We start from the raw sequence: 19,612 nt of genomic DNA on the forward strand, positions 1-19,612 counted from the left end.
GCCCGGTGCGGGTCAGTCGCTGAAGTAGTTGAGCAGGTCCTGCCGGGTCAGCACCGCGACGGGCTTGCCGCCGTCGGTCACCAGCAGGGCGTTCGTCGTGGCCAGCGCCGCGCGAGCGGCCGAGACCGGCTCGTTGACGCCGATGAGCTCGAGCGGCTCCCCGAGGTGGGTGCCGACGGAGTCGCTCATCTCGGCGTGCCCGCTGAAGACCGCGTCCACCAGCGAACGCTCGTCGAGCGCGCCGGCGACCTCGCCCATGACGACGGGCGGTTCGGCGGTGAGGACCACGAGCTGCGAGACGCCGTAGGTGTTCATCGTCTGGATGGCGTCTCGCACCGTCTCAGACGGGTGCGTGTGCACCAGGTCCGGCAGGGCGCCGCTCTTCGTCTTGATGATGTCGTGCACCGTGGACTCGTCGGGCACCTCGCTGAAACCGTAGGACTGCATCCACCGATCGTTGAAGATCTTGGCGAGATAGCCTCGGCCCCCGTCGGGCAGGATGACGACGACCACGTCGTCCGGGCCGAGGTCCTTCGCCGCGCGCAGGGCCGCCTCGACGGCCATTCCGCTCGACCCGCCCACGAGGATGCCCTCCTCACGAGCGAGGCGCCGGGTCATGCGGAACGCCTCGGCATCGCTGACCGCGATCACCTCATCGACCACACTGGGGTCGTAGGCGCCCGGCCAGAAGTCCTCGCCGACGCCCTCGACGAGGTAGGGCCGCCCGGTGCCGCCGGAGTAGACGGACCCTTCCGGGTCGGCGCCGACGATGCGGACGCGCCCCTCGGAAACCTCCTTGAGGTACCGCCCGGTGCCGCTGATCGTGCCACCGGTGCCCACACCGGCGACGAGATGCGTGATGCGGCCGTCGGTGTCGCGCCAGATCTCCGGACCGGTGGTCTCGTAGTGGCTGCGCGGACCGTTCGGGTTGAAGTACTGGTTGGGCTTGAACGCGCCCGGGATCTCGGCCGTCAGGCGGTCGGAGACGGAGTAATAGGAGTCGGGATGGTCCGGCGGCACGGATGTCGGCGTCACCACCACCTCCGCTCCATAGGCGGTGAGGACGTTGATCTTGTCCTCGCCCACCTTGTCGGGGAGCACGAACACGCACCGGTAGCCGCGCTGCTGCGCGACCAGGGCGAGCCCGACTCCGGTGTTGCCGCTCGTCGGTTCCACGATGGTGCCGCCGGGCTTCAACAGCCCGTCGCGCTCCGCAGCGTCGATGATGCGGGAGGCGATGCGGTCCTTCGACGAACCTCCGGGGTTCAGGTACTCGAGTTTGACGAGCACCGTCGCCGCGATCCCCTCGGTCAGCCTGTTGAGCTTCACGAGCGGGGTGTCGCCGACCAAGTCGATGATGGTCTCTGCGTACTTCACCCGACCCACCTTAACAGCGCGGATGCACCGCTGGCAGAGTGTGACGCCCGCCCTAGAATCGGCTCATGCCCGTGTCCGACCTGTCGTCCGTCGCACAGGACTACCTGAAGATCATCTGGTCGGCGACCGAATGGTCGGATGACCCGGTGACGGTCAAGCAGCTCTCCGAGCGGATGGGCGTGCGCGCAGCGACCGTGTCGGACGGCGTCCGCCGGCTCGCCGAGCAGGGGCTTGTCGCCCACGAGCGGTACGGCGGCGTCGAGCTGACGGACGCCGGGCGCCGGCACGCGGTCGCCATGGTGCGGAGGCACCGGCTGATCGAGACGTTCCTCGTGGAGGAGCTCGGCTACGGCTGGGACGAGGTGCACGACGAGGCCGAGGTGCTGGAGCATGCCGTCTCGGACGAACTGGTCGAGCGCCTGGATCGGCGCCTCGGCTTCCCGGCCCGCGATCCGCACGGAGACCCGATCCCGACCGCGGACGGCACACCGCGCCGCCCGGACGCCGTCCCCCTGCTGGACGCGGAGACCGGAACGCCCCTGAGTGTCGCACGCATTTCGGACGCCGACCCGGCGGTGCTCCGCTACCTCGGAGAGCGGGGCATCGGACTCGACACCGTGCTCAGCGTGGAGGAGCACCGCGCCTTCGCGGGCGATGTCGCGGTGACGGTCGACGAGCAGCACATCGTGCTCGGGGCGACGGCCGCGGCGGCCGTCTGGGTGGCCGCGCAGGGCTGAGCGCCTGCCGACGCGGCTACGCTCCCGCGATGGTGAGCACCACCAGGGCGAGGTTCAGGAGCACGACGAGGCCCGCGACGACACCGCCCAGGAGGCGCACCCACAGCCGGTCGGCCGACACGCCCATCACGGCCCGCGAGCCGGTCAACCGCAGCAGCGGGATCATGGCGAACGGGATGCCGAGGCTGAGGAACACCTGCGACAGCACCAGGGCCCAGGTGGGGTCGACGCCCACGGCGAGGATGATCACCGCGGGGATCAGCGTCACGATCCGGCGGACGAGGAGCGGCACGCGCAGCTTCAGCAGTCCGCCCATGATCGTCGCGCCGGCGTAACTTCCGACTGAGGTGGAGGCGAGGCCGGAGGCGAGCAGGCCGACGGCGAAGATCACGCCGATCGCCGGGCCGAGGGCGGAGGAGATCGCGTCGTAGGCGCCCTCGATGGTGTCCGTCCCGTCGACGCCGCGCAGGGCGGACGCCGCGACGAGCAGCATGGCGATGTTGACGGCGCCGGCGAGCACGAGCGCGAGCACCACATCCACTCGGGTGGCGTGCAGCAGCCGACGGATGCGGCCGGGGTCGGCGGTGGTGCCGTGCCGGTCGCGGGCCAGGGCCGAGTGCAGGTAGATCGCGTGCGGCATGACCGTCGCGCCCAGCATGCTCGCCGCCAGCAAGACGGTCTGAGCGCCGTCGAAGCGCGGGACGAGCCCGCCGACCGCCGCCTGCCAGTCGACCGGGCTCACGAACAAGCCGGCCAGGAAGCCGATGGCGATCACGGCGAGCAGCCCGAGGATGACGGCCTCGAAGGGTCGCTGACCGCGGCGCGACTGGATGGCGAGAATGCCGATGGCGACGATCCCGACGATGACGCCGCCGAGCGGGAGAGGCAGTCCGAACAGGAGGTTCAGGGCGATGGCGCCGCCGATGACCTCGGCGATGTCGGTGGCGGCGGCCACCAGCTCTGCCTGCACCCAGTAGGCGCGGCGCGTGCCGGTGCCGAGCCGCTCGCCCAGGAGTTCGGGAAGGCTGCGGCCCGTGACGATGCCGAGCTTCGCCGACTGGTACTGCACGAACACGGCGATCGCGTTCGCCGCGACGAGCACCCAGACGAGCAGGTAGCCGTACCGCGCCCCGGCCGTCAGGTTCGCGGCGACGTTGCCCGGGTCGACGTAGGCGATGGCTGCGACGAAGGCCGGCCCGAGCAGCAGCAACAGCCGCGCCGGCGCGGCGCGCGGCGCCCGCTCCTCGACCCGAACGCTCATCCCTCACCCCGCCTACCCGAAAAGTTAGCCCAGTCTAACTCTCACAATCCCTCCACCGTCGAGTCCGCACTTTTTGCACGCCGAACGGCCCCAGAACGTGCAAAGTTCGTGGACTCGACGGTGGGGCGGAGGGGCGGATTGCGGTCAGGCGAGGAGGGTGCGGAGCGTGGCGATGCGCCCGTCGCGCACCTCGATCACGTCGACGCCGCGGGCGACGGGTGCGCCTTCCGGGCCGAACGTCCAGGCGAGCGCTCCCGTGTCCCGTCCGAGGTAGACCGGGCCGGCGTCGGCGAACGCGAACGAGGCCGGGGCGCCCTCGAGCAGGCCTGCTGCCTTCGCCTCGAGCGCATCCCATCCGGTCACCTCGCCCTCGGGGTCGGCGAACACGACGTCCTCGGTGTACGTGCGCTCGATCGCGGCGCGGCGGGAGACGGCGTCCCGGTTGCCGAAGACCTCGCGCAGGTTGGCGGACAGCAGTTCGGTGATCGTCGGCACGGGAGACCCTTTCGTCGGATGGATGGGACGCTAGTCCTCGAGGACGGCGCTTTCGGTCTGTTCGCGGTACAGGCGCGAGTACACCCCGCCGAGTTCCAGCAGCTCGCGGTGCGTCCCGCGCTCGACGACCTGCCCGTGGTCGATCACGAAGATGACGTCCGCCGAGACGATGGTCGACAGCCGGTGCGCGATGGCGATGGTGGTGCGCCCGCTGGATGCGGTGTCGAGCGCCTGCTGCACCACCCGCTCCGAGATGGTGTCGAGCGCACTCGTCGCCTCGTCGAGGATGAGCACCTCCGGGTCCTTCAGCAGCACGCGCGCGATCGCGATGCGCTGCTTCTCGCCGCCCGAGAGCCGGTAGCCGCGCTCCCCCACGATCGTCGCGTAGCCGTCGGGGAATCGGGCGATCGTGTCGTGGATGTTCGCGCGCTTCGCCGCATCCTCCAGCTGCTCCTGCGTCGCATCCGGCCGGGCGTAGCGCAGGTTCTCGGCGATGGTCGCGTGGAACAGGTAGGTCTCCTGGCTCACCACGCCGATGTGCGAGACCAGCGAGTCCTGCTGCAGGTCACGCACATCCGTTTCGCCGAAGCGGATGGTGCCGCTGGTCGCGTCGTAGAACCGCGGGATCAGGTACGAGACCGTGGTCTTGCCCGCGCCGCTCGGGCCGACGAACGCCGCGAACTCACCGGGCTCGATGACGAACGACACATCGTCGAGGGTGTTGCTCTCGCCCTCGCGCGCATCCGGGTAGCGGAACACCACGTGGTCGAACTCGATCCTCCCGAGGTCGTCGGCCGGGTCGACGGGCACGGCGTCCGGACGGTCGGCGATCGCCGGCTTCAGGTCGAGGTACTCGAAGATGCGGGCGAACAGCGCGCCCGACGTCTGCAGGTCGAGCGCCACGCGCATCAGCGCCAGCAGCGGGAACAGCAGGCGCGCCTGCACGGTGGTGAACGCGACGATCGTGCCGGCCGAGATGTCCGTCGCCCCGCCCACGATCAGCCACCCGGACACCAGGTAGACGATGGCGGGGATCGACGACAGGAAGATGTTGACCATCGCGAAGAACCACTGGCCGCTCATCGCCTGCGACACCTGGAGGCGGATCTGGTTCTCGTTCTCGGCGGAATAGCGACCGACCTCGGTGCTCTGCCGGTTGAAGCTCTTCGACAGCAGGATGCCCGAGACGCTCAGCGTCTCCTGCGTGATCGCCGTCATGTCCGACAGCGACTCCTGCGTCTTCGTCGCGATGCGCGCACGGACCTGGCCGACCCGGCGCTGCGCGATCACCAGGATCGGCATGAGCACCACCGCGACGATGGTCAGCTGCCAGTTCAGCAGGAGCATCGCGACGAGGGCCGCGATGACCGTCACAGTGTTGCCGAGGATGCTCGAGATCGTGTTGGTGAGGACGCTGGCGACGCCGCCGACATCGTTCTGCAGCCGCGACTGGATGATGCCGGTCTTCGTGTGCGTGAAGAAGCTGAGCTCCATCGACTGCAGATGAGCGAACAGCCGGACGCGCAGTGCACCCATCACCTTGTTGCCGACGGATGCCGTCAGATACGTCTGCCAGACGCCCAGCAGCGCCGACGCGACGTACACGATCAGCATGAAGACGACGATCTCCACGAGCACCGGGATGTTCGGCCCGCCGGGCGGGAACAGCCCGTCGTCGAACGCCCGCTCGGTGAGCAGCGGGGGAACCACCGACAGCGCGGCGCCGATCAGCACGAGCACCATCGTGAAGACGATGGCCATGCGGTGCGAGGCGAACAGCGAGAGGATGCGCCGGAACAGATGCGGGATCTTCGGAGCCTCGGCGTTAATCGCCCGCTGCGCCTCCGCATCCCCGCCGCTGACACGCCCGCGACCGCCGCCGCCACCGGCCGCAGCCATGCCGCGCATCCCGCTCATAGTCTCAGCGTAACCCTCGCCGGAGACCCGCCCGGCGTGACGCAACCGTGATGCAAGCGCTTGACGTAAACGCTTGCATCACGCGAGAGCGTAGGGGTACGGTGATCGGCGGGCGCACACCTGTGCCCGCACCAAGAGCTCAACGAGGAGTGAAATGAAAGCAGCACGTCTCTCCGTGATCGCCGGGGTGGCCCTCGCAGGCCTCGCGCTGGCGGGATGCACCGGTGGCGGTGGGTCGGGAAGCGGTGGCGGCGACGCCAACTCGAATCTCGACAGCAAGGGTCCGATCACCTACGTGCAGGGCAAGGACAACTCCAATGTGGTCCGCCCGCTGATCGAGAAGTGGAACAAGGCCCACCCGGACGAGAAGGTCACCTTCAAGGAGCAGACCGACCAGGCGGACCAGCAGCACGACGACCTCGTGCAGCACTTCCAGGCCAAGGACACCAACTACGACGTCGTGGACGTGGACGTGGTGTGGACGGGCGAGTTCGCGGCGAAGGGCTGGCTCCAGCCGCTGACCGGCAAGTTCAAGATGGACAACTCGGCCCTCCTGGAGCCGACGGTGAAGTCGGGAACCTACAACGGCACCCAGTACGCGGCGCCGCAGACCTCTGACGGCGGCATCCTGTACTACCGCAAGGACCTGGTCCCGGAGCCCCCGAAGACGTGGGACGACATGCTCAAGGACTGCGACATCGCCAAGGCGAAGGGCATCGGCTGCTACGCCGGTCAGTTCGCCCAGTACGAGGGCCTCACGGTGAACGTCGCCGAGGCGATCAACACCAACGGCGGAACGATCGTCGGTGAGGACGGCAAGAAGGTCACCGTCGACAGCGACGAGGCCAAGGCGGGTCTGACCCGACTGGTGGACGGCTTCAAGAACGGGCAGATCCCCGCCGAGGCCATCACCTACCAGGAGGAGCAGGGCCGGCAGGCGTTCGAGGCCGGCAAGCTGATGTTCCTGCGCAACTGGCCGTACGTGTACAACCTGGCCAAGACCGACGGCTCCTCGACGGTGAAGGACACCTTCGGCGTCGCGCCGCTCCCGGGCATCAGCGCGGACAAGCCGGGCGTCTCCAGCCTCGGTGGTCACAACGCCGCGATCAGCGTGTACTCCAAGCACAAGGCGACCGCCTTCGAGTTCCTGAAGTTCCTGCAGAGCGAAGAGACGCAGAAGTTCTTCGTGACCCAGGGCTCGCTGGCACCGGTGGTGGCTTCGCTGTACGACGACGCGGCGCTGAACAGCCAGCTGCCGTACCTGTCGACGCTGAAGACCTCGATCGCGAACGCGGTCCCGCGTCCGGTGTCGCCGTTCTACCCGGCCATCACCAAGGCCGTGCAGGACAACGCGTACGCCGCCCTCAAGGGTGACAAGACGGTCGACGAAGCCCTGAAGGACATGGCTTCGGCGATCAACACCGCCAGCGCCGGCTGACCCCGGCCTGAAACGGTTGCCGGGCGGCGGGACTTCTCCCGCCGCCCGGCCCCTCTCCTTCCGACAAGCATCCGGAGGCACACATGTCAACGTCGAACGTCGTCGCCCCCTCATCCACCACGACCGGCAAGAACGGCAAACCGCCGATCCGTGCCGGCGCGAAGCGGCAGCGCGCCCAGCAGAGTCGCTGGGCCTTCTACCTGATCATCCCCACCCTGGTCCTGCTGGCCGTCGTGATCGGCTACCCGGTGGTCTCGGCGATCGTGATGTCCTTCCAGAAGGACGCCGGACTCGACCCGGCGACCGGCCTGTTCGTCCAGGGCGGGTTCGCCGGTTTCCAGAACTACGCGCACTGGCTGCTCCAGCAGTGCCAAGGCCCCAACGGCACCACGATCTCCTGCCCACCCGGCAACCTCGGCTCCAGCTTCTGGAGCGCGGTGTTCGTCACCTTCTTCTTCACGGTGACGACCGTCATTCTCGAGACCGGCCTCGGCCTCTGGTTCGCGCTGATCATGAACCGCGCATTCCGCGGCCGCGGCCTCGTCCGCGCGGCCATCCTGATCCCGTGGGCGATCCCCACCGCGGTCACCGCGAAGCTGTGGTTCTTCATCTTCTCGGTCGCCGGCGTCGCCAACGCGGTCCTCGGCGCCCACATCCTGTGGACGTCGGATGAGTGGGCGTCCCGGTTCGCGGTCATCATCGCCGACACCTGGAAGACCACGCCGTTCATGGCGCTGCTGATCCTCGCCGGTCTGCAGATCATCCCGGAGGAGGTCTACGAGGCCGCGAAGGTCGACGGCGCGACCACCTGGCAGCGCTTCTGGCGCGTGACCATGCCGCTGCTGAAGCCGGCGCTCATGGTCGCGATCCTGTTCCGTGTACTCGACGCCCTCCGCATCTACGACCTGCCGCAGATCCTCACCGGCGGTGGAGGTGGTACAGGCCATGCCACGACCACGTTGTCCATCCTCGTGGTCGATCAGATCAGGCAGGGCTTCAACAGCGCGGCCGCCCTGTCCACCATCACGTTCATCATCATCTTCCTGATCGCCTTCATCTTCGTCCGGCTCCTCGGAACGAACGTCGTGCGAACGCAGGAGGACCAGCAGAAGGGGGCGAAGCGATGACCGCCGTCGCCGGCCAGGCAGCAGCGACCGCCGAGGCGGGAGCTCTCCCTCGTACCCAGACCAAGAACCGCAGCAAGCAGCGCCGCCGCAACGCCGGTCTCCGCACCGGCATCCAGGCGATCGTGATCGTGCTGTGGTGCTTGCTGCCCTTCTACTGGATGGTCGTGACCTCGTTCCGGGATGTCGGCTTCACCAACGACAACACCCCGTGGATCACGCACTTCACCTGGGACAACTACGTCACCGCCCTCTCGACCAACCTGGGCAACCACCTCGGCCAGGCGCTGCTGAACTCGCTGTTCATCGGCATCTGCGTCACCGTGATCTCCCTGGTCGTCGGCATCTTCGCCTCGTACGCCCTCGCCCGCCTCGACTTCAAGTTCAAGGGCATCGTGCTGGGGATCATCCTCGCTGCCTCGATGTTCCCGGGCGTCGCGCTGATCACCCCGCTGTTCCAGCTGTTCACAAACATCGGCTGGATGGGCACCTACCAGGCGCTGATCATCCCGGAGATCTCCTTCGCCCTCCCCCTGACCGTCTACACGCTCAACTCGTTCTTCCGCGAGATGCCGTGGGACCTGGAGGAGGCCGCGCGGATCGACGGGTGCACCCAGGCGCAGGCGTTCCGGAAGATCATCCTTCCGCTGGCGGCTCCTGCCGTGTTCACGACGGCGATCCTGGCGTTCATCTCGTCGTGGAACGAGTTCCTGATCTCCAGCCAGCTGTCGAGCGACGCGACGCAGCCGGTCACCGTGGCCATCGCCTCCTTCACCGGCAGCCAGCCGCACCAGGAGCCGTACACGGCGGTCATGGCGGCCGGTACGATCGTGACCGTGCCGCTGATCATCCTGGTGCTGATCTTCCAGCGGCGCATCGTGGCCGGACTCACGGCCGGTGGCGTGAAGGGCTGATCACATGCGCTGGAGCGACTCTCGCGAGGTCGTCGACGTCGGCCTCGGCTTCGTCGGGTTCTTCGCGGTCGCGTTCCTCGGGATCACGGTCTTCTGCGAACTGACCGGCGAGCCGGCCCTCGGCTGGGCGCTCACCCTCCTCGTGCTCGTCCTCGCCTTCATCGGCCTCCTGCAGCTGCGCCGCCGCATCATCGCGCGGCGGCAGGAGGCCGAGGAGGCGCGGCTCGAGCACCAGGACTCCTGAGCGGGGCCGGGCGATGCCAGGGATCGAGGAGGTCGCGCGCGCGACCGGGGTCTCCACCGCCACCGTCTCCCGGGCGCTGCGCGGTCTCCCCAACGTGTCCGACAAGACGCGAGCGGCCGTCCGCCGCGCGGCGGATGAGCTCGGCTACGTCGCGTCGTCGAGCGCTTCGGGCCTCGCCAGCGGCCGCACCCTCGCGATGGGGGTCGTGGTCCCGTCGGTGAGCCGGTGGTTCTACACGCAGGTGCTGGAGGGGGTGGATGCAGAGCTGCGGTCGGCGAGCTACGACATGATCCTCTTCAATCTCGGGGGTCACCGCGGCGATCGGGAGCGCGTCTTCCACCGCAGCATCCTGCGCAAGCGCACCGACGCCCTGCTCGCGCTGTGCCTCGACTTCACGACGGAGGAGAGGGAGCAACTGGCGACGCTCGGGCATCCGACCATCGTCGTCGGCGGACCGGTCAAGGGCCTCCGCAGCGTCGGCATCGACGAGACCTCGACCGCCTACACGGCGACCTCCCACCTCATCTCCCTCGGTCACACCGCGATCGCGCACCTGGGCGGTGAGGACGAGGAGGGCCTCAACAGCCAGGTGCCGATCGGCCGCCTGCACGGGTTCAAGGATGCGATGCGCGACGCCGGCCTCCCGGTACGTCCCGAGTGGGTCATCCCCGGCGGGTTCTCGCTGCCCGAGAGCCGCGCGGCGATGAACCGGCTGCTGGATGCGCCCGGGCCCCGGCCGACCGCGGTGTTCGCGGGCTCGGACGAGATGGCGTTCGGCGCCATCCTCGCGGCGGGTGACCACGGCCTGCGGGTGCCGGACGACCTGTCCGTGATCGGCATCGACGACCACGACTACGCCGCTGGCTTCGGGCTCACGACGATGGCCCAGGACCCGTTCGAGCAGGGTGCGACCGCTGCGCGGATCCTGCTGGACGAGCTCGCCGGCGCTGAACCGCGCACCGGTTCGGTGAGCTCGCCGGTGAGCCTGGTGGTCCGGTCGTCCACCGCACCGCCGCGCTGATGTCCCGTGCGGCCCCCGCTGTCTGAAAGAATGGTGAGGCGGCCATCCGGCTGAGCGCGCCTTTCGGGTAGGCACGGTCAGCTGACGGGGTCGCCCGTCGGGCTATCGGGGCCCACATGGCGGGAAGAGCCGCCCTGACTAGGACAGGGCGGCTCTTCGCATTCTGTGGGAACGTTCCCGCCCCCGGCCGATCGTTAGTCGGCGTCGGCGAAAGACAGCACCTCGGCCTCCTGCTGCAGCGTCTCGGCGGGCGCATCCACGCGCTTCAGGTGCTTGTGCCCGATCATGATCAGCGCCGCCGCGATCAGCACGGAGATGGCTCCCGCGTAGAACGGCATGGCCGGGCCGACCGTGTCGGCGAGGAGCGTCGCAGCCGGCGGGGCGACAGCGCCGCCGAGGAAGCGGACACCCGAGTAGGCGCTCGAGGCCACGGATCGCGGCAGGTCGGTCGCCTCCATGACGCACTCGGTGAGCACGGTGTTGAGGATGCCGAGCAGCAGTCCGCCGACGACGACGCAGACGATGAGCGCGACCAGCGAACCGACGAAGAGTCCCGCGGCCAGGAGATCGAGGGCCAGCAGGGGCATGACCAGCCAGAGCACGCGGGTGCGCGGCAGGCGGGCGGTCAGCAGCGGGGCGACCCAGACCGACGTGACGGCAAGAGCGACGCCCCAGCCGAAGAAGATCAGGCCCAGGGTGATGGCATCCTCGACGCCCAGCGGCACGAGCGCGAACGGCGTGTACGCGAGCAGCACGAAGAAGCCGATGTTGTAGAACAGGGCGGCGCCGGCGAGGAAGCCGAGCGCGGGACGGCCGAGCGCGCGGAACGGCGCGGACAGCTTCGTGGGCTGCGGCTTCTCGGGGTTCTTCTTGAGGAGCGCGACGATCGCGATGAAACCGATCGCCATCAGGGTCGCGGTGCCGAAGAACGGTCCGCGCCAGCTCCAGCTGCCGAGCAGGCCGCCGAGCAGCGGTCCGATCGCGATGCCGAGTCCCAGGGCGGCTTCGTACAGGATGATCGCCGCGGACGTACCGCCGGACGCGGCTCCGACGATGGTCGCGAGCGCGGTGGAGATGAAAAGCGCATTGCCGAGTCCCCAGCCGGCGCGGAAGCCGATGATCGACTCGACGTTCTGCGACAGTCCGGCGGCGAGCGCGAAGACGACGATCAGGGCGAGGCCGATGAGCAGTGTCCTCTTCGCCCCGATGCGGCTGGAGATCCAGCTGGTGAAGAACATGGCGGCGCCGGTGATGAGCAGGTAGCTGGTGAACAGCATCTCCGTCTCGGTCGGTGTCGCCTCCAGGCTCTTCGCGATCGCGGGCAGGATCGGGTCGACGAGACCGATGCCCATGAAGGCGATGACGGAGGCGAATGCGACGGCCCAGACGGCGGTCGGCTGCTTCAGGATGCTGGTGGGGCGTTCGTGGGACATGAAGGGGAGACGGCTCCTTGCCGGTCGGTGGTGCGGAGAGAGGGGAGGTGGCGACGGGATGCGTCGGCTCAGCCGCGGCCGGCGAGAGCGGCCGACGTCGCGGTGGAGAGGTCGGCACGTGACCCGATGATCTCGACGGTGGCGCGCATGGCGGCGAGCTCGTCGTCGCTGAGGTCGGAGAACATCGGGACGAGCGCGGTGGACAACTCGTCACGCCAGGTCTGGAGCGCGTCGGCGCCCTTCGCCGTGATGGCGATCTGCCAGGCTCGCGCGTCCGTCGTGTCGGCGATTCGTTTGACCCACTCGGCCTCGACGAGGTTGCGCACGATCTTGGTCATCGTCGGCTGCGACACCCGGCTGTGCTCGGCGAGCTCGCCGAGGCGCATCGGGCCGACGGTCTGCAGCACGCTGAGGGTTCGCCAGGTGGCGGGCGACTCGGTGCTGCCGGTCACTCGTGCGGCGAGCCGGGCGAGGCGGTGCGCGGCGACGACGAGGTCGCCGAGGATCTGGTGGAGTTCGGGGGTCTCGGGCATGTGACCAATTATATATAGCTTGCCTATGTTTATCAAACGGCGCGTTGCGCGAGCACGTAACCCTGCGGCGACTTCTCCGGCGGCACCGCCTGCCGGATGAGCTCGGCGGTCGGCGTGAGCCCTGCCTCGACCAGCCGCTCCCTGACCCGGTCGGGATGCTGTCGCCGGGTGTGCAGGTCGAGGTCGTGCCCGTAGGCGTGCGTGAGATGCACGACGTCCTCCCCCACTTGGAAGGCGAGGAGGAGGATCCCGCCCGGCCGGACGACACGCGCGAACTCGGCGTACAGCTCGCCCTGGCGCTCATCGGGCGTGTGGATGACGGAGTACCAGGCGAGCGCTCCGGCGAGAGCGCCGTCCGCGAACGGAAGGGCCGCCATCGTCCCGACTTCGAACCGAACAGCAGGATGCTCGCGCCGGGCCACCTCGATCATCCCGGGCGACAGGTCGACGCCGACGACCTCCAGTCCGAGTCCCGCCAGGTGGCCGGCGATGCGCCCTGGACCGCATCCCAGGTCCCCCACCGGGCCGCCCCCGCCGCGCGCCACCTGCTCCGCGAAGACGCCGAGCATGGCGCGGTCGAACTCGCTTCCCGCGAGGTGGTCGCGGAGCAGGTCGGCGTAGTCCTGGGCGACGGTGTCGTAGGCGAGACGGGTGGCGGTGACATCGGCGGGCTCGTCGGTCATCCCGCGAGTCTAGGGGCAGTGATTCGTGCCGAATGTGCGGTATCGCGGACCCTGAACGCACATTCGGCACGAATCTGGAGGGGGTGGGATGCCGTGACGGCGAAGCGCCCCCGGCCGGGTGGTCGGGGGCGCTTCGTGGTGGGTGTTACCGCAGGTACCTGTCGTAGAGGAGGGTCCTGCGGCACAGATCCGGTGGGTGGCAGCCGCTGTCGCGGTCCTCACCGTGGAGCATCGCGTGACCGAAGTCACGCAGTCGCGAGGCGTAGGCACGCCAAGAACTGGTATTCATCGTGGTTCTTCTTCCGGTTGTGCGTCCTTGCACACCGATGCCCGCTGGCGGGCGCGATCGGACGCGTGGATGGGTGAGCATCCGCGCCCGCGCGTCGCTTAACGCACGGAGGGCGTCGCCCCGTTACGGGGGCGACGCCCTCCGCAACGCGGACACTCTCTGAAAGGAGGAGTCCGCGTCGCGCCTGTGTCTACGACACAGCGGCTGTCAGCCGTCGGTAAGAAGAGCCCCGATGGGGCCCTGATTACTTCAGGGTGACGGTGGCGCCAGCCTCTTCGAGCTGGGCCTTCGCCTTGTCTGCGGTCTCCTTGTTGGCACCCTCGAGCACGGTGCTCGGAGCGCCGTCAACGAGGGCCTTCGCCTCACCGAGGCCGAGGCTGGTGAGGGCGCGCACCTCCTTGATGACCTGGATCTTCTTGTCACCGGCGGCCTCGAGGACGACGTCGAAGGAGTCCTTCTCCTCGACCTCTTCGGCAGCGGCGCCCGCACCACCGGCGGCCGGAGCGGCCACGGCGACGGGGGCGGCGGCGGTGACCTCGAAGGTCTCCTCGAACTTCTTCACGAACTCGCTGAGCTCAATGAGCGTGAGCTCCTTGAACGCGTCGAGCAGCTCCTCAGTCGAAAGCTTTGCCATTGTTCTCTCCTTAGTGTGTGTGGTTACTCACCGCTGGCCCGGTCCGCGAGGACTCAGGCAGCGGACTCCTGCTTCTCACGCAGCGCGTCGACCGTGCGAACGGCCTGCGACAGCGGTGCGTTGAACAGATATGCGGCTCCGAACAGCGAGGCCTTGAAGGCGCCGGCCAGCTTGGCCAGTAGAACCTCACGGGACTCGAGGTCGGCGAGCTTGCCTACCTCTTCTGCGGTCAGCGGGTTACCGTCGAAGTAACCGCCCTTGACCACAAGCAGAGGGTTTGCCTTGGCGAAGTCACGCAGCGACTTCGCGACGGCGACAGGGTCACCGTGCACGAAGGCGATCGCGGACGGCCCAGCGAGCTCCTCGTCGAACGACGAGATGCCCGTGTTGTTGGCCGCGATCTTGGTCAGCGTGTTCTTCACCACGGCGTAGGTCGCGTGCTCACTGATCGACGTGCGCAGCTGCTTGAGCTGAGCGACAGTGAGACCGCGGTACTCGGTCAGCAGAACGGCGGTCGAGCTCTCGAACAGGTTCGTGAGCTCGGCGACCGTGGCTTCCTTGTTCGCCATGGCCTACTCCTCAATCTTCTTCGTCGCACACCGCGGAAGCGGTGTGCCCGCCAAAGTCGCTGGACGACACCGTCACCGGACAAAGAAAAAAGCTCCGGCGCAGAGGCACGGAGCTGGCGACGCAGAGAATGCGGAACTTGCTTCATACACCTGCGCGGGCCCCCACCTGAGTGGATCTTCGGTCGTGCGAGCACGACAACCAGCGGTCTTTGGCTTCGTACAGGGTACGGGATGCGCACCCCGGTCTGCAAATCGGGTTCAGACGGCGGCCGGCACGAGCGGCAGCGACACCGTGAACACGGTCCGGCCCGGCTCACTCGTGACCGTCACGTCTCCCTCGTGCGCCTGCACGACCGCCTGCACGATGGCGAGGCCCAGCCCGGTGGATCCGGTGGCGCGGTTGCGGGAGCTGTCGCCGCGGGCGAAGCGCTCGAACAGCGTCGCCTGCATGTCCTGCGGGATGCCCGGTCCGTCGTCCGCGACCGTGATGACGGCGCGGTGCGCGTCCTCATCCACTCGCAGGCCGGCTGTCACCTTCGTGCCTTCCGGCGTGTGCACGCGTGCGTTCGCGAGCAGGTTCATGAGCACCTGGTGCAGTCTCGGGGCGTCGCCGACGACCTCGACGGGCTCGTCGGGCAGGTCGAGCGCCCACTCGTGGTCGGGTCCGGCCGCGTGGGCGTCGCTCAGCGCATCCACCAGCAGCAGGGAGAGGTCCACGGGATCGCGGTCGAGCTCGCGGCCCTCGTCGAGCCGGGCGAGCAGCAGCAGATCCTCCACGAGGGACGTCATCCGGGTCGCCTCCGACTCGATGCGGCCGAGCGAGTGCGTGACGTCCGGCGGCAGTTCGTGCGGGGCTCGCCGGGTCAGCTCGGCGTAGCCGCGGATGGAGGCGAGCGGTGTGCGCAGCTCATGGCTGGCGTCGGCGACGAACTGCCGCACCTTCTGCTCGCTCGCCTGGCGTGCGGTCAGGGCGGAGGCGACGTGGCCGAGCATCCGGTTCAGTGCTGAGCCGACTTTTCCGACCTCGGTGTGCTGGTCGGTGTCGGCTTCCGGGACACGGACCGAGAGCGCGACGTCTCCTCGATCGAGCGGGAGGGACGAGACCTGTTCCGCGGTGTCCGCGACCCGCTCCAGCGGACGCATCGCCAGCCTGACCACGACGCTCGCGAGAAGGAACGCGAACACCAGCCCGGCGAGGGTGACCAGCACGATGACGAGCGTGAGCCGGGCGACAGTCGCGTTCACGTCGCTGAGCGGGAGGCCGATGATGACGCTGTCGCCGTTCGTCAGCTGGACCGCCGCCACGCGGTACTCCCCCAGGGACGCGCCGAGGTCGATGGTGCGCGGGTGGCCGTCCGACGGCAGGCTGAGAAGGGCGGTGGTCGAGATGAGCACGCGCTTCGGCGCCACCGGCTGATCAGGCGTGCTTCCGGGCGGCCTCTCGGAGAGGATGACCGGGTACAGCAGCATGTCGCCGCTGCGGATGACGCCGAACGTGCCGGTCTGCTGACCCGGCGTCTGGACGATGCCGATGACGTCCGGTCCCGTCGGCTGGTCGCCGTAGATGCGATCCGCCGCCCGTTGGCCGCGGTCGAGCGCCGAGGTGAGCTGCCCATCCAGCCGCTGCATCAGGTAGTTCTGGAGCGCGAATACGCTGACCGTCCCGATCACGGCACCCAGCACCGCGAGCATCGCCACGACGACGAGCACGACGCGGCTCCGCAGCGTCCACGAGCGGAAGGGCCGGACGCGCCAGGATCGGCCGCCCGCGCGAGCGGTTCCGCCCGGCTCGGTGGTCGGGGAGCCCGCGACGCGGGCGGAGGTCATTGCGCGGCCTTCACCATGTACCCGGCGCCGCGGACCGTGTGGATCATCGGGGCGCGACCGGCGTCGATCTTCTTGCGCAGGTAGGAGATGTAGAGCTCGACGACGCTGGACGAGCCGCCGAAGTCGTAGCTCCAGACCCGGTCGAGGATCTGGGCCTTGCTGAGCACGCGGCGCGGGTTGCGCATCAGGAAGCGCAGCAGCTCGAACTCGGTGGCGGTCAGCTGGATGGGCTCGCCGTCGCGGTGGACCTCGTAGCTGTCCTCGTCGAGCACGAGGTCGCCGACGATCAGCACGGGGTCGTCATGGTCGGCGACCGCCGCGCGCGACCGCCGCAGCAGACCGCGCAGGCGCGCGACGAGCTCCTCCAGGCTGAACGGCTTGGTCACGTAGTCGTCGCCGCCCGCGGTGAGGCCGACGATGCGGTCGTCGAGGGAGTCCTTCGCGGTGAGGAAGAGAACGGGCGCCTCATTGCCGTCGGCGCGCATCCGCGACAGCACCTGGAGGCCGTCGATGTCGGGGAGCATGATGTCGAGCACGACGACGTCCGGCTTGAACTCGCGCGACAGCTGCAGAGCCTGCTGGCCGTTCGACGCCGTCTTGACCTCCCAGTCCTCGTAGTGGAGGGCCATCGCGAGGAGGTCCGTCAGCGTCGCCTCATCGTCGACGACGAGCACGCGGATGGCGCTGCCGTCCGCGCGGCGCAGGAGGGTACGGGGCTGGCTGGAGGGGCCGGAGGCGGCGCGCGCGTTGATGGTCACCTTTCTCATTATGAGGAGCGCGTTGGATGCTGTCTTTGCACAACCTATGAACTCTCTGAGCACCCCTTCCGCGGCTTTCCTTCCTTCCGTCCCGCGTTCAAGGCCGGAAAGGGAGGCGGCGGTGGGCGACACTCCGGCCGGAGGCAGGAACGGAGGACGGTCAGCGCAGCGACAGGGTGAGCTCCTCCCCCAGCCACGACAGCTTCTGCGGGTTGCGGACGATGTACATCCCCGTGATGCGCCCGTCCTGCGTGTGCGCGGCCAGCACACCGTCGAATTCGCCCGCCACGAAGAGCGCCAGCGCCGGGCTTCCGTTGACGACCGTCGGCTCGATCGCGAAGTCCGGAGCCTTCCGCAACCCGCCGGCGATGAAGCGTGTCACCTTATCGGCGCCGAGGATCGGCCGGAGGGCGGCCTGCTTCACTCCACCTGCATCGCTGATGAGCACGACGTCGGGGGCGAGCACGTTCAGCATCGCCTGCACGTCGCCCGTCTCGACCGCGATGCGGAAGGCGTCCAGCGCGGCGCGCGCCTCACCGGGGCTGACACTGACACGCGGTCGCCGCGCCTCCACGTGCTGCCGGGCCCGGTGCGCGATCTGCCGAACGGTCGCGGGCGTCTTCTCCACGGCCGCCGCGATCTCGTCGAACTCGAAGCCGAAGATCTCGCGCAGCACGAACACCGCGCGCTCGGTGGGCCCCAGGGTCTCCAGCACCACCATCAACGCCATGGAGATGCTGTCGGCGAGCTCGGCGTCGTCGGCGACATCGGGCGAGGTCAGCAGGGGCTCGGGAAGCCACGGTCCGACGTACGCCTCACGGCGGTGCTGGGCGCTGCGGAGGCGGTTGAGCGCGAGCCGTGTCGCGATCCGCACCAGGTAAGCGCGGGGCTCCCGCAACTCCGCCTGGTCGACGGTGCTCCAGCGCAGCCAGGTCTCTTGCAGAACGTCCTCGGCATCCGCCGCCGAGCCGAGCATCTCGTACGCCACCGTGAAGAGGAGGTTGCGGTGTGCCACAAAGAGCGACGTCGCCGCATCCGTCCGGTTCGAGCTCATGCGCCCTCCCGTCCCGGGGTCGCGCCCGCCACCAGTGCGGCCGACCCGTTCACAGCGAGCATACGGCGGCGCTCGCGGTCGCCGAATGCGGCGGGGAGCCGCGTCGCGCCGGGATGCCGTGCCTCGAGCGTCAGCTGCTGCACGGTACCCCGGCAGACGATCTCCTTCACGACCGCGCCCGCGCGGCCGCCGATGTGCGCCCGCGTCGCCGTGTCGTTCTTGTGCTCGAACTGGAAGATGCCGTGACGCCGTCCCAGGCTGATGCAGAGACCGACGAAGCCCATCACGAACGGTTCGGCCTCGCGGCCGTCGATCCGGCGGAGGACGGTGTCGGCCGCGTGGCCACCGAGCGGTTCCGCCGCCTGGCAGCTCATCCGGAGCGGCTGCCCGGAGGGGGCGGCCGAGTCGCCCGCCGCGACGATGCGGTCGTCGTCGACGCTGGTCAGCGTCTCGTCGGTCAGGAGCCGGCCGGCGGCGTCCACGGTCAGTCCGCTGCAGCGCGCGAGGTCGGCTGCGGCGAAACCCGCCGCCCAGATGGTGAGCGTGCTGGCGCGCATGCTGCCGTCCGCCAGCACCACCGCATCCTGCTTCACCGCCGCGACGCGGGAGCCGGGGCCGTCCTCGACCGCGACGCCGAGTGCCGCGAGCCGCCGAGCGACGGACCGGCGTCCGCGTGGATGGAGCGACGGCCCGAGGATCCCGCCGCAGTACAGCGTGACGGTACGACCTTGCTCGGCGAGCTCCGACGCCACCTCGATGCCGAGCGGACCGCCCCCGACGACGGCGATGGGGTCCGTCGAGCCCAGTGCCGCGAGCTCCTCGCGCAGCCGGTCCGCGTCTCCGAGCTGCGCGATCGGCAGGGCGTGCTCGGCAGCGCCGGGGACATCGGCGAAGGCGCGGACGCTGCCCGCTGCGTACACGAGGTAGTCGTAACCGAGCTGCTCGCCGGAGGCGAGCTCCAACCGCCGGGCCGACGCGTCGATTCGCTCGACGGCGTCGACGACGAGGTGGACGGACGGTGCCAGGACCTTCGGGAACTCGACGATCGCGTCGTCCGTGCCCGCCGCCAGCTGGTGGAGCCGGATGCGCTCGACGAACACCGGCCGCGGGTTCACCAGGGTCACGGACACGCCGTCCCGACCGCTCAGCCGGTTGGCCGCCGCGACTCCGGCGTATCCGCCTCCGATCACCACGACATCGGCCTGCTGCTGCATGGGATTCCTCCTTCTGATTGCCTTCACCCGTACGACACGGCAGGGGCTCCGGATGTGACAATCCGCAGGAAACCGGTCACTCGGCGGATG

At 69.1% G+C, this 19,612-nt stretch carries 19 protein-coding genes; 6 read left to right on the top strand and 13 right to left on the bottom strand.

The features are described 5' to 3' along the window. Positions 1–12: 12 nt before the first annotated feature. Positions 13–1,377 (bottom strand): cystathionine beta-synthase, encoded by a 1,365-nt coding sequence (locus tag ACF1AJ_RS09665; RefSeq protein WP_391507121.1) that lies wholly within the window; start codon positions 1,375–1,377, stop codon positions 13–15. 65 nt (positions 1,378–1,442) lie between these two features. Between ACF1AJ_RS09665 and ACF1AJ_RS09670 the strand changes: the two genes are divergently transcribed. Continuing rightward, positions 1,443–2,114, top strand: coding sequence for a metal-dependent transcriptional regulator (locus tag ACF1AJ_RS09670; RefSeq protein WP_391507122.1), 672 nt, complete (start codon positions 1,443–1,445; stop codon positions 2,112–2,114). A 16-nt stretch (positions 2,115–2,130) separates the two neighbouring features. Here ACF1AJ_RS09670 and ACF1AJ_RS09675 read toward each other — a convergent pair whose 3' ends face one another. The 3 genes from ACF1AJ_RS09675 to ACF1AJ_RS09685 all read right to left on the bottom strand — a co-directional run bounded on the left by ACF1AJ_RS09675 (position 2,131) and on the right by ACF1AJ_RS09685 (position 5,787). Further along, positions 2,131–3,375, bottom strand: coding sequence for an Nramp family divalent metal transporter (locus ACF1AJ_RS09675; RefSeq protein WP_391507123.1), 1,245 nt, complete (start codon positions 3,373–3,375; stop codon positions 2,131–2,133). 144 nt (positions 3,376–3,519) lie between these two features. Next, a complete protein-coding gene (locus ACF1AJ_RS09680; protein ID WP_391507124.1) occupies positions 3,520–3,870 on the bottom strand; it encodes a nuclear transport factor 2 family protein in 351 nt (116 codons plus the stop codon). Positions 3,871–3,900: 30 nt separating this feature from the next. Then, the gene (locus tag ACF1AJ_RS09685) at positions 3,901–5,787 is read right to left on the bottom strand and encodes an ABC transporter ATP-binding protein (RefSeq protein ID WP_391507125.1); all 1,887 of its coding nucleotides are present in this window, start codon (positions 5,785–5,787) and stop codon (positions 3,901–3,903) included. A gap of 154 nt (positions 5,788–5,941) precedes the next feature. Here ACF1AJ_RS09685 and ACF1AJ_RS09690 point away from each other — a divergent pair, with 154 nt between their 5' ends. The 5 genes from ACF1AJ_RS09690 (at position 5,942) to ACF1AJ_RS09710 (ending at position 10,528) form a co-directional block, all read left to right on the top strand. Continuing rightward, positions 5,942–7,225, top strand: a complete 1,284-nt coding sequence (locus ACF1AJ_RS09690; protein WP_391507126.1) for an ABC transporter substrate-binding protein — start codon at positions 5,942–5,944, stop codon at positions 7,223–7,225. Positions 7,226–7,308: 83 nt separating this feature from the next. Then, the gene (locus tag ACF1AJ_RS09695) at positions 7,309–8,352 is read left to right on the top strand and encodes a carbohydrate ABC transporter permease (protein ID WP_391507127.1); all 1,044 of its coding nucleotides are present in this window, start codon (positions 7,309–7,311) and stop codon (positions 8,350–8,352) included. After that, a complete protein-coding gene (locus ACF1AJ_RS09700) occupies positions 8,349–9,263 on the top strand; it encodes a carbohydrate ABC transporter permease (protein ID WP_391507128.1) in 915 nt (304 codons plus the stop codon). The genes ACF1AJ_RS09695 and ACF1AJ_RS09700 overlap by 4 nt, the downstream gene beginning before the upstream one ends. A 4-nt stretch (positions 9,264–9,267) precedes the next feature. Then, positions 9,268–9,507: a hypothetical protein gene (locus ACF1AJ_RS09705; RefSeq protein ID WP_018189807.1), complete on the top strand. Its 240-nt coding sequence runs from the start codon at positions 9,268–9,270 to the stop codon at positions 9,505–9,507. Positions 9,508–9,520: 13 nt separating this feature from the next. Further along, positions 9,521–10,528, top strand: a complete 1,008-nt coding sequence (locus ACF1AJ_RS09710; RefSeq protein WP_391507129.1) for a LacI family DNA-binding transcriptional regulator — start codon at positions 9,521–9,523, stop codon at positions 10,526–10,528. 194 nt (positions 10,529–10,722) lie between these two features. Here ACF1AJ_RS09710 and ACF1AJ_RS09715 read toward each other — a convergent pair whose 3' ends face one another. The 9 genes from ACF1AJ_RS09715 to ACF1AJ_RS09755 all read right to left on the bottom strand — a co-directional run bounded on the left by ACF1AJ_RS09715 (position 10,723) and on the right by ACF1AJ_RS09755 (position 19,522). Then, positions 10,723–11,961: an MFS transporter gene (locus ACF1AJ_RS09715; protein ID WP_391507130.1), complete on the bottom strand. Its 1,239-nt coding sequence runs from the start codon at positions 11,959–11,961 to the stop codon at positions 10,723–10,725. Between the two features lie 68 nt (positions 11,962–12,029). Further along, on the bottom strand, positions 12,030–12,494 hold the full coding sequence (locus ACF1AJ_RS09720) for a MarR family transcriptional regulator (RefSeq protein ID WP_309856709.1): 465 nt from the start codon (positions 12,492–12,494) through the stop codon (positions 12,030–12,032). Positions 12,495–12,526: 32 nt separating this feature from the next. After that, on the bottom strand, positions 12,527–13,177 hold the full coding sequence (locus ACF1AJ_RS09725) for a class I SAM-dependent methyltransferase (RefSeq protein WP_391507131.1): 651 nt from the start codon (positions 13,175–13,177) through the stop codon (positions 12,527–12,529). A 533-nt stretch (positions 13,178–13,710) separates the two neighbouring features. Further along, positions 13,711–14,100 (bottom strand): 50S ribosomal protein L7/L12, encoded by a 390-nt coding sequence (gene rplL, locus ACF1AJ_RS09730; RefSeq protein WP_018189800.1) that lies wholly within the window; start codon positions 14,098–14,100, stop codon positions 13,711–13,713. A gap of 53 nt (positions 14,101–14,153) precedes the next feature. Next, positions 14,154–14,669 (bottom strand): 50S ribosomal protein L10, encoded by a 516-nt coding sequence (gene rplJ, locus ACF1AJ_RS09735; RefSeq protein ID WP_018189799.1) that lies wholly within the window; start codon positions 14,667–14,669, stop codon positions 14,154–14,156. 258 nt (positions 14,670–14,927) lie between these two features. Then, a complete protein-coding gene (locus ACF1AJ_RS09740; RefSeq protein ID WP_391507132.1) occupies positions 14,928–16,496 on the bottom strand; it encodes a sensor histidine kinase in 1,569 nt (522 codons plus the stop codon). Next, complete coding sequence (locus ACF1AJ_RS09745) at positions 16,493–17,263, bottom strand: response regulator transcription factor (protein ID WP_391507133.1); 771 nt, start codon at positions 17,261–17,263, stop codon at positions 16,493–16,495. Before ACF1AJ_RS09745 ends, ACF1AJ_RS09740 begins: the two co-directional genes overlap by 4 nt. Before the next feature lie 151 nt (positions 17,264–17,414). Continuing rightward, positions 17,415–18,308 carry an RNA polymerase sigma-70 factor gene (locus ACF1AJ_RS09750; RefSeq protein ID WP_391507134.1) on the bottom strand — a complete coding sequence of 298 codons (894 nt, stop codon included), beginning with the start codon at positions 18,306–18,308 and terminating at the stop codon, positions 17,415–17,417. Next, the gene (locus ACF1AJ_RS09755) at positions 18,305–19,522 is read right to left on the bottom strand and encodes an NAD(P)/FAD-dependent oxidoreductase (protein WP_391507135.1); all 1,218 of its coding nucleotides are present in this window, start codon (positions 19,520–19,522) and stop codon (positions 18,305–18,307) included. Before ACF1AJ_RS09755 ends, ACF1AJ_RS09750 begins: the two co-directional genes overlap by 4 nt. Positions 19,523–19,612 lie beyond the last annotated feature (90 nt).

Origin of the sequence: Leifsonia sp. NPDC014704 (assembly GCF_043083605.1) — a bacterium.
In the GTDB taxonomy this organism is placed as follows: domain Bacteria; phylum Actinomycetota; class Actinomycetes; order Actinomycetales; family Microbacteriaceae; genus Leifsonia.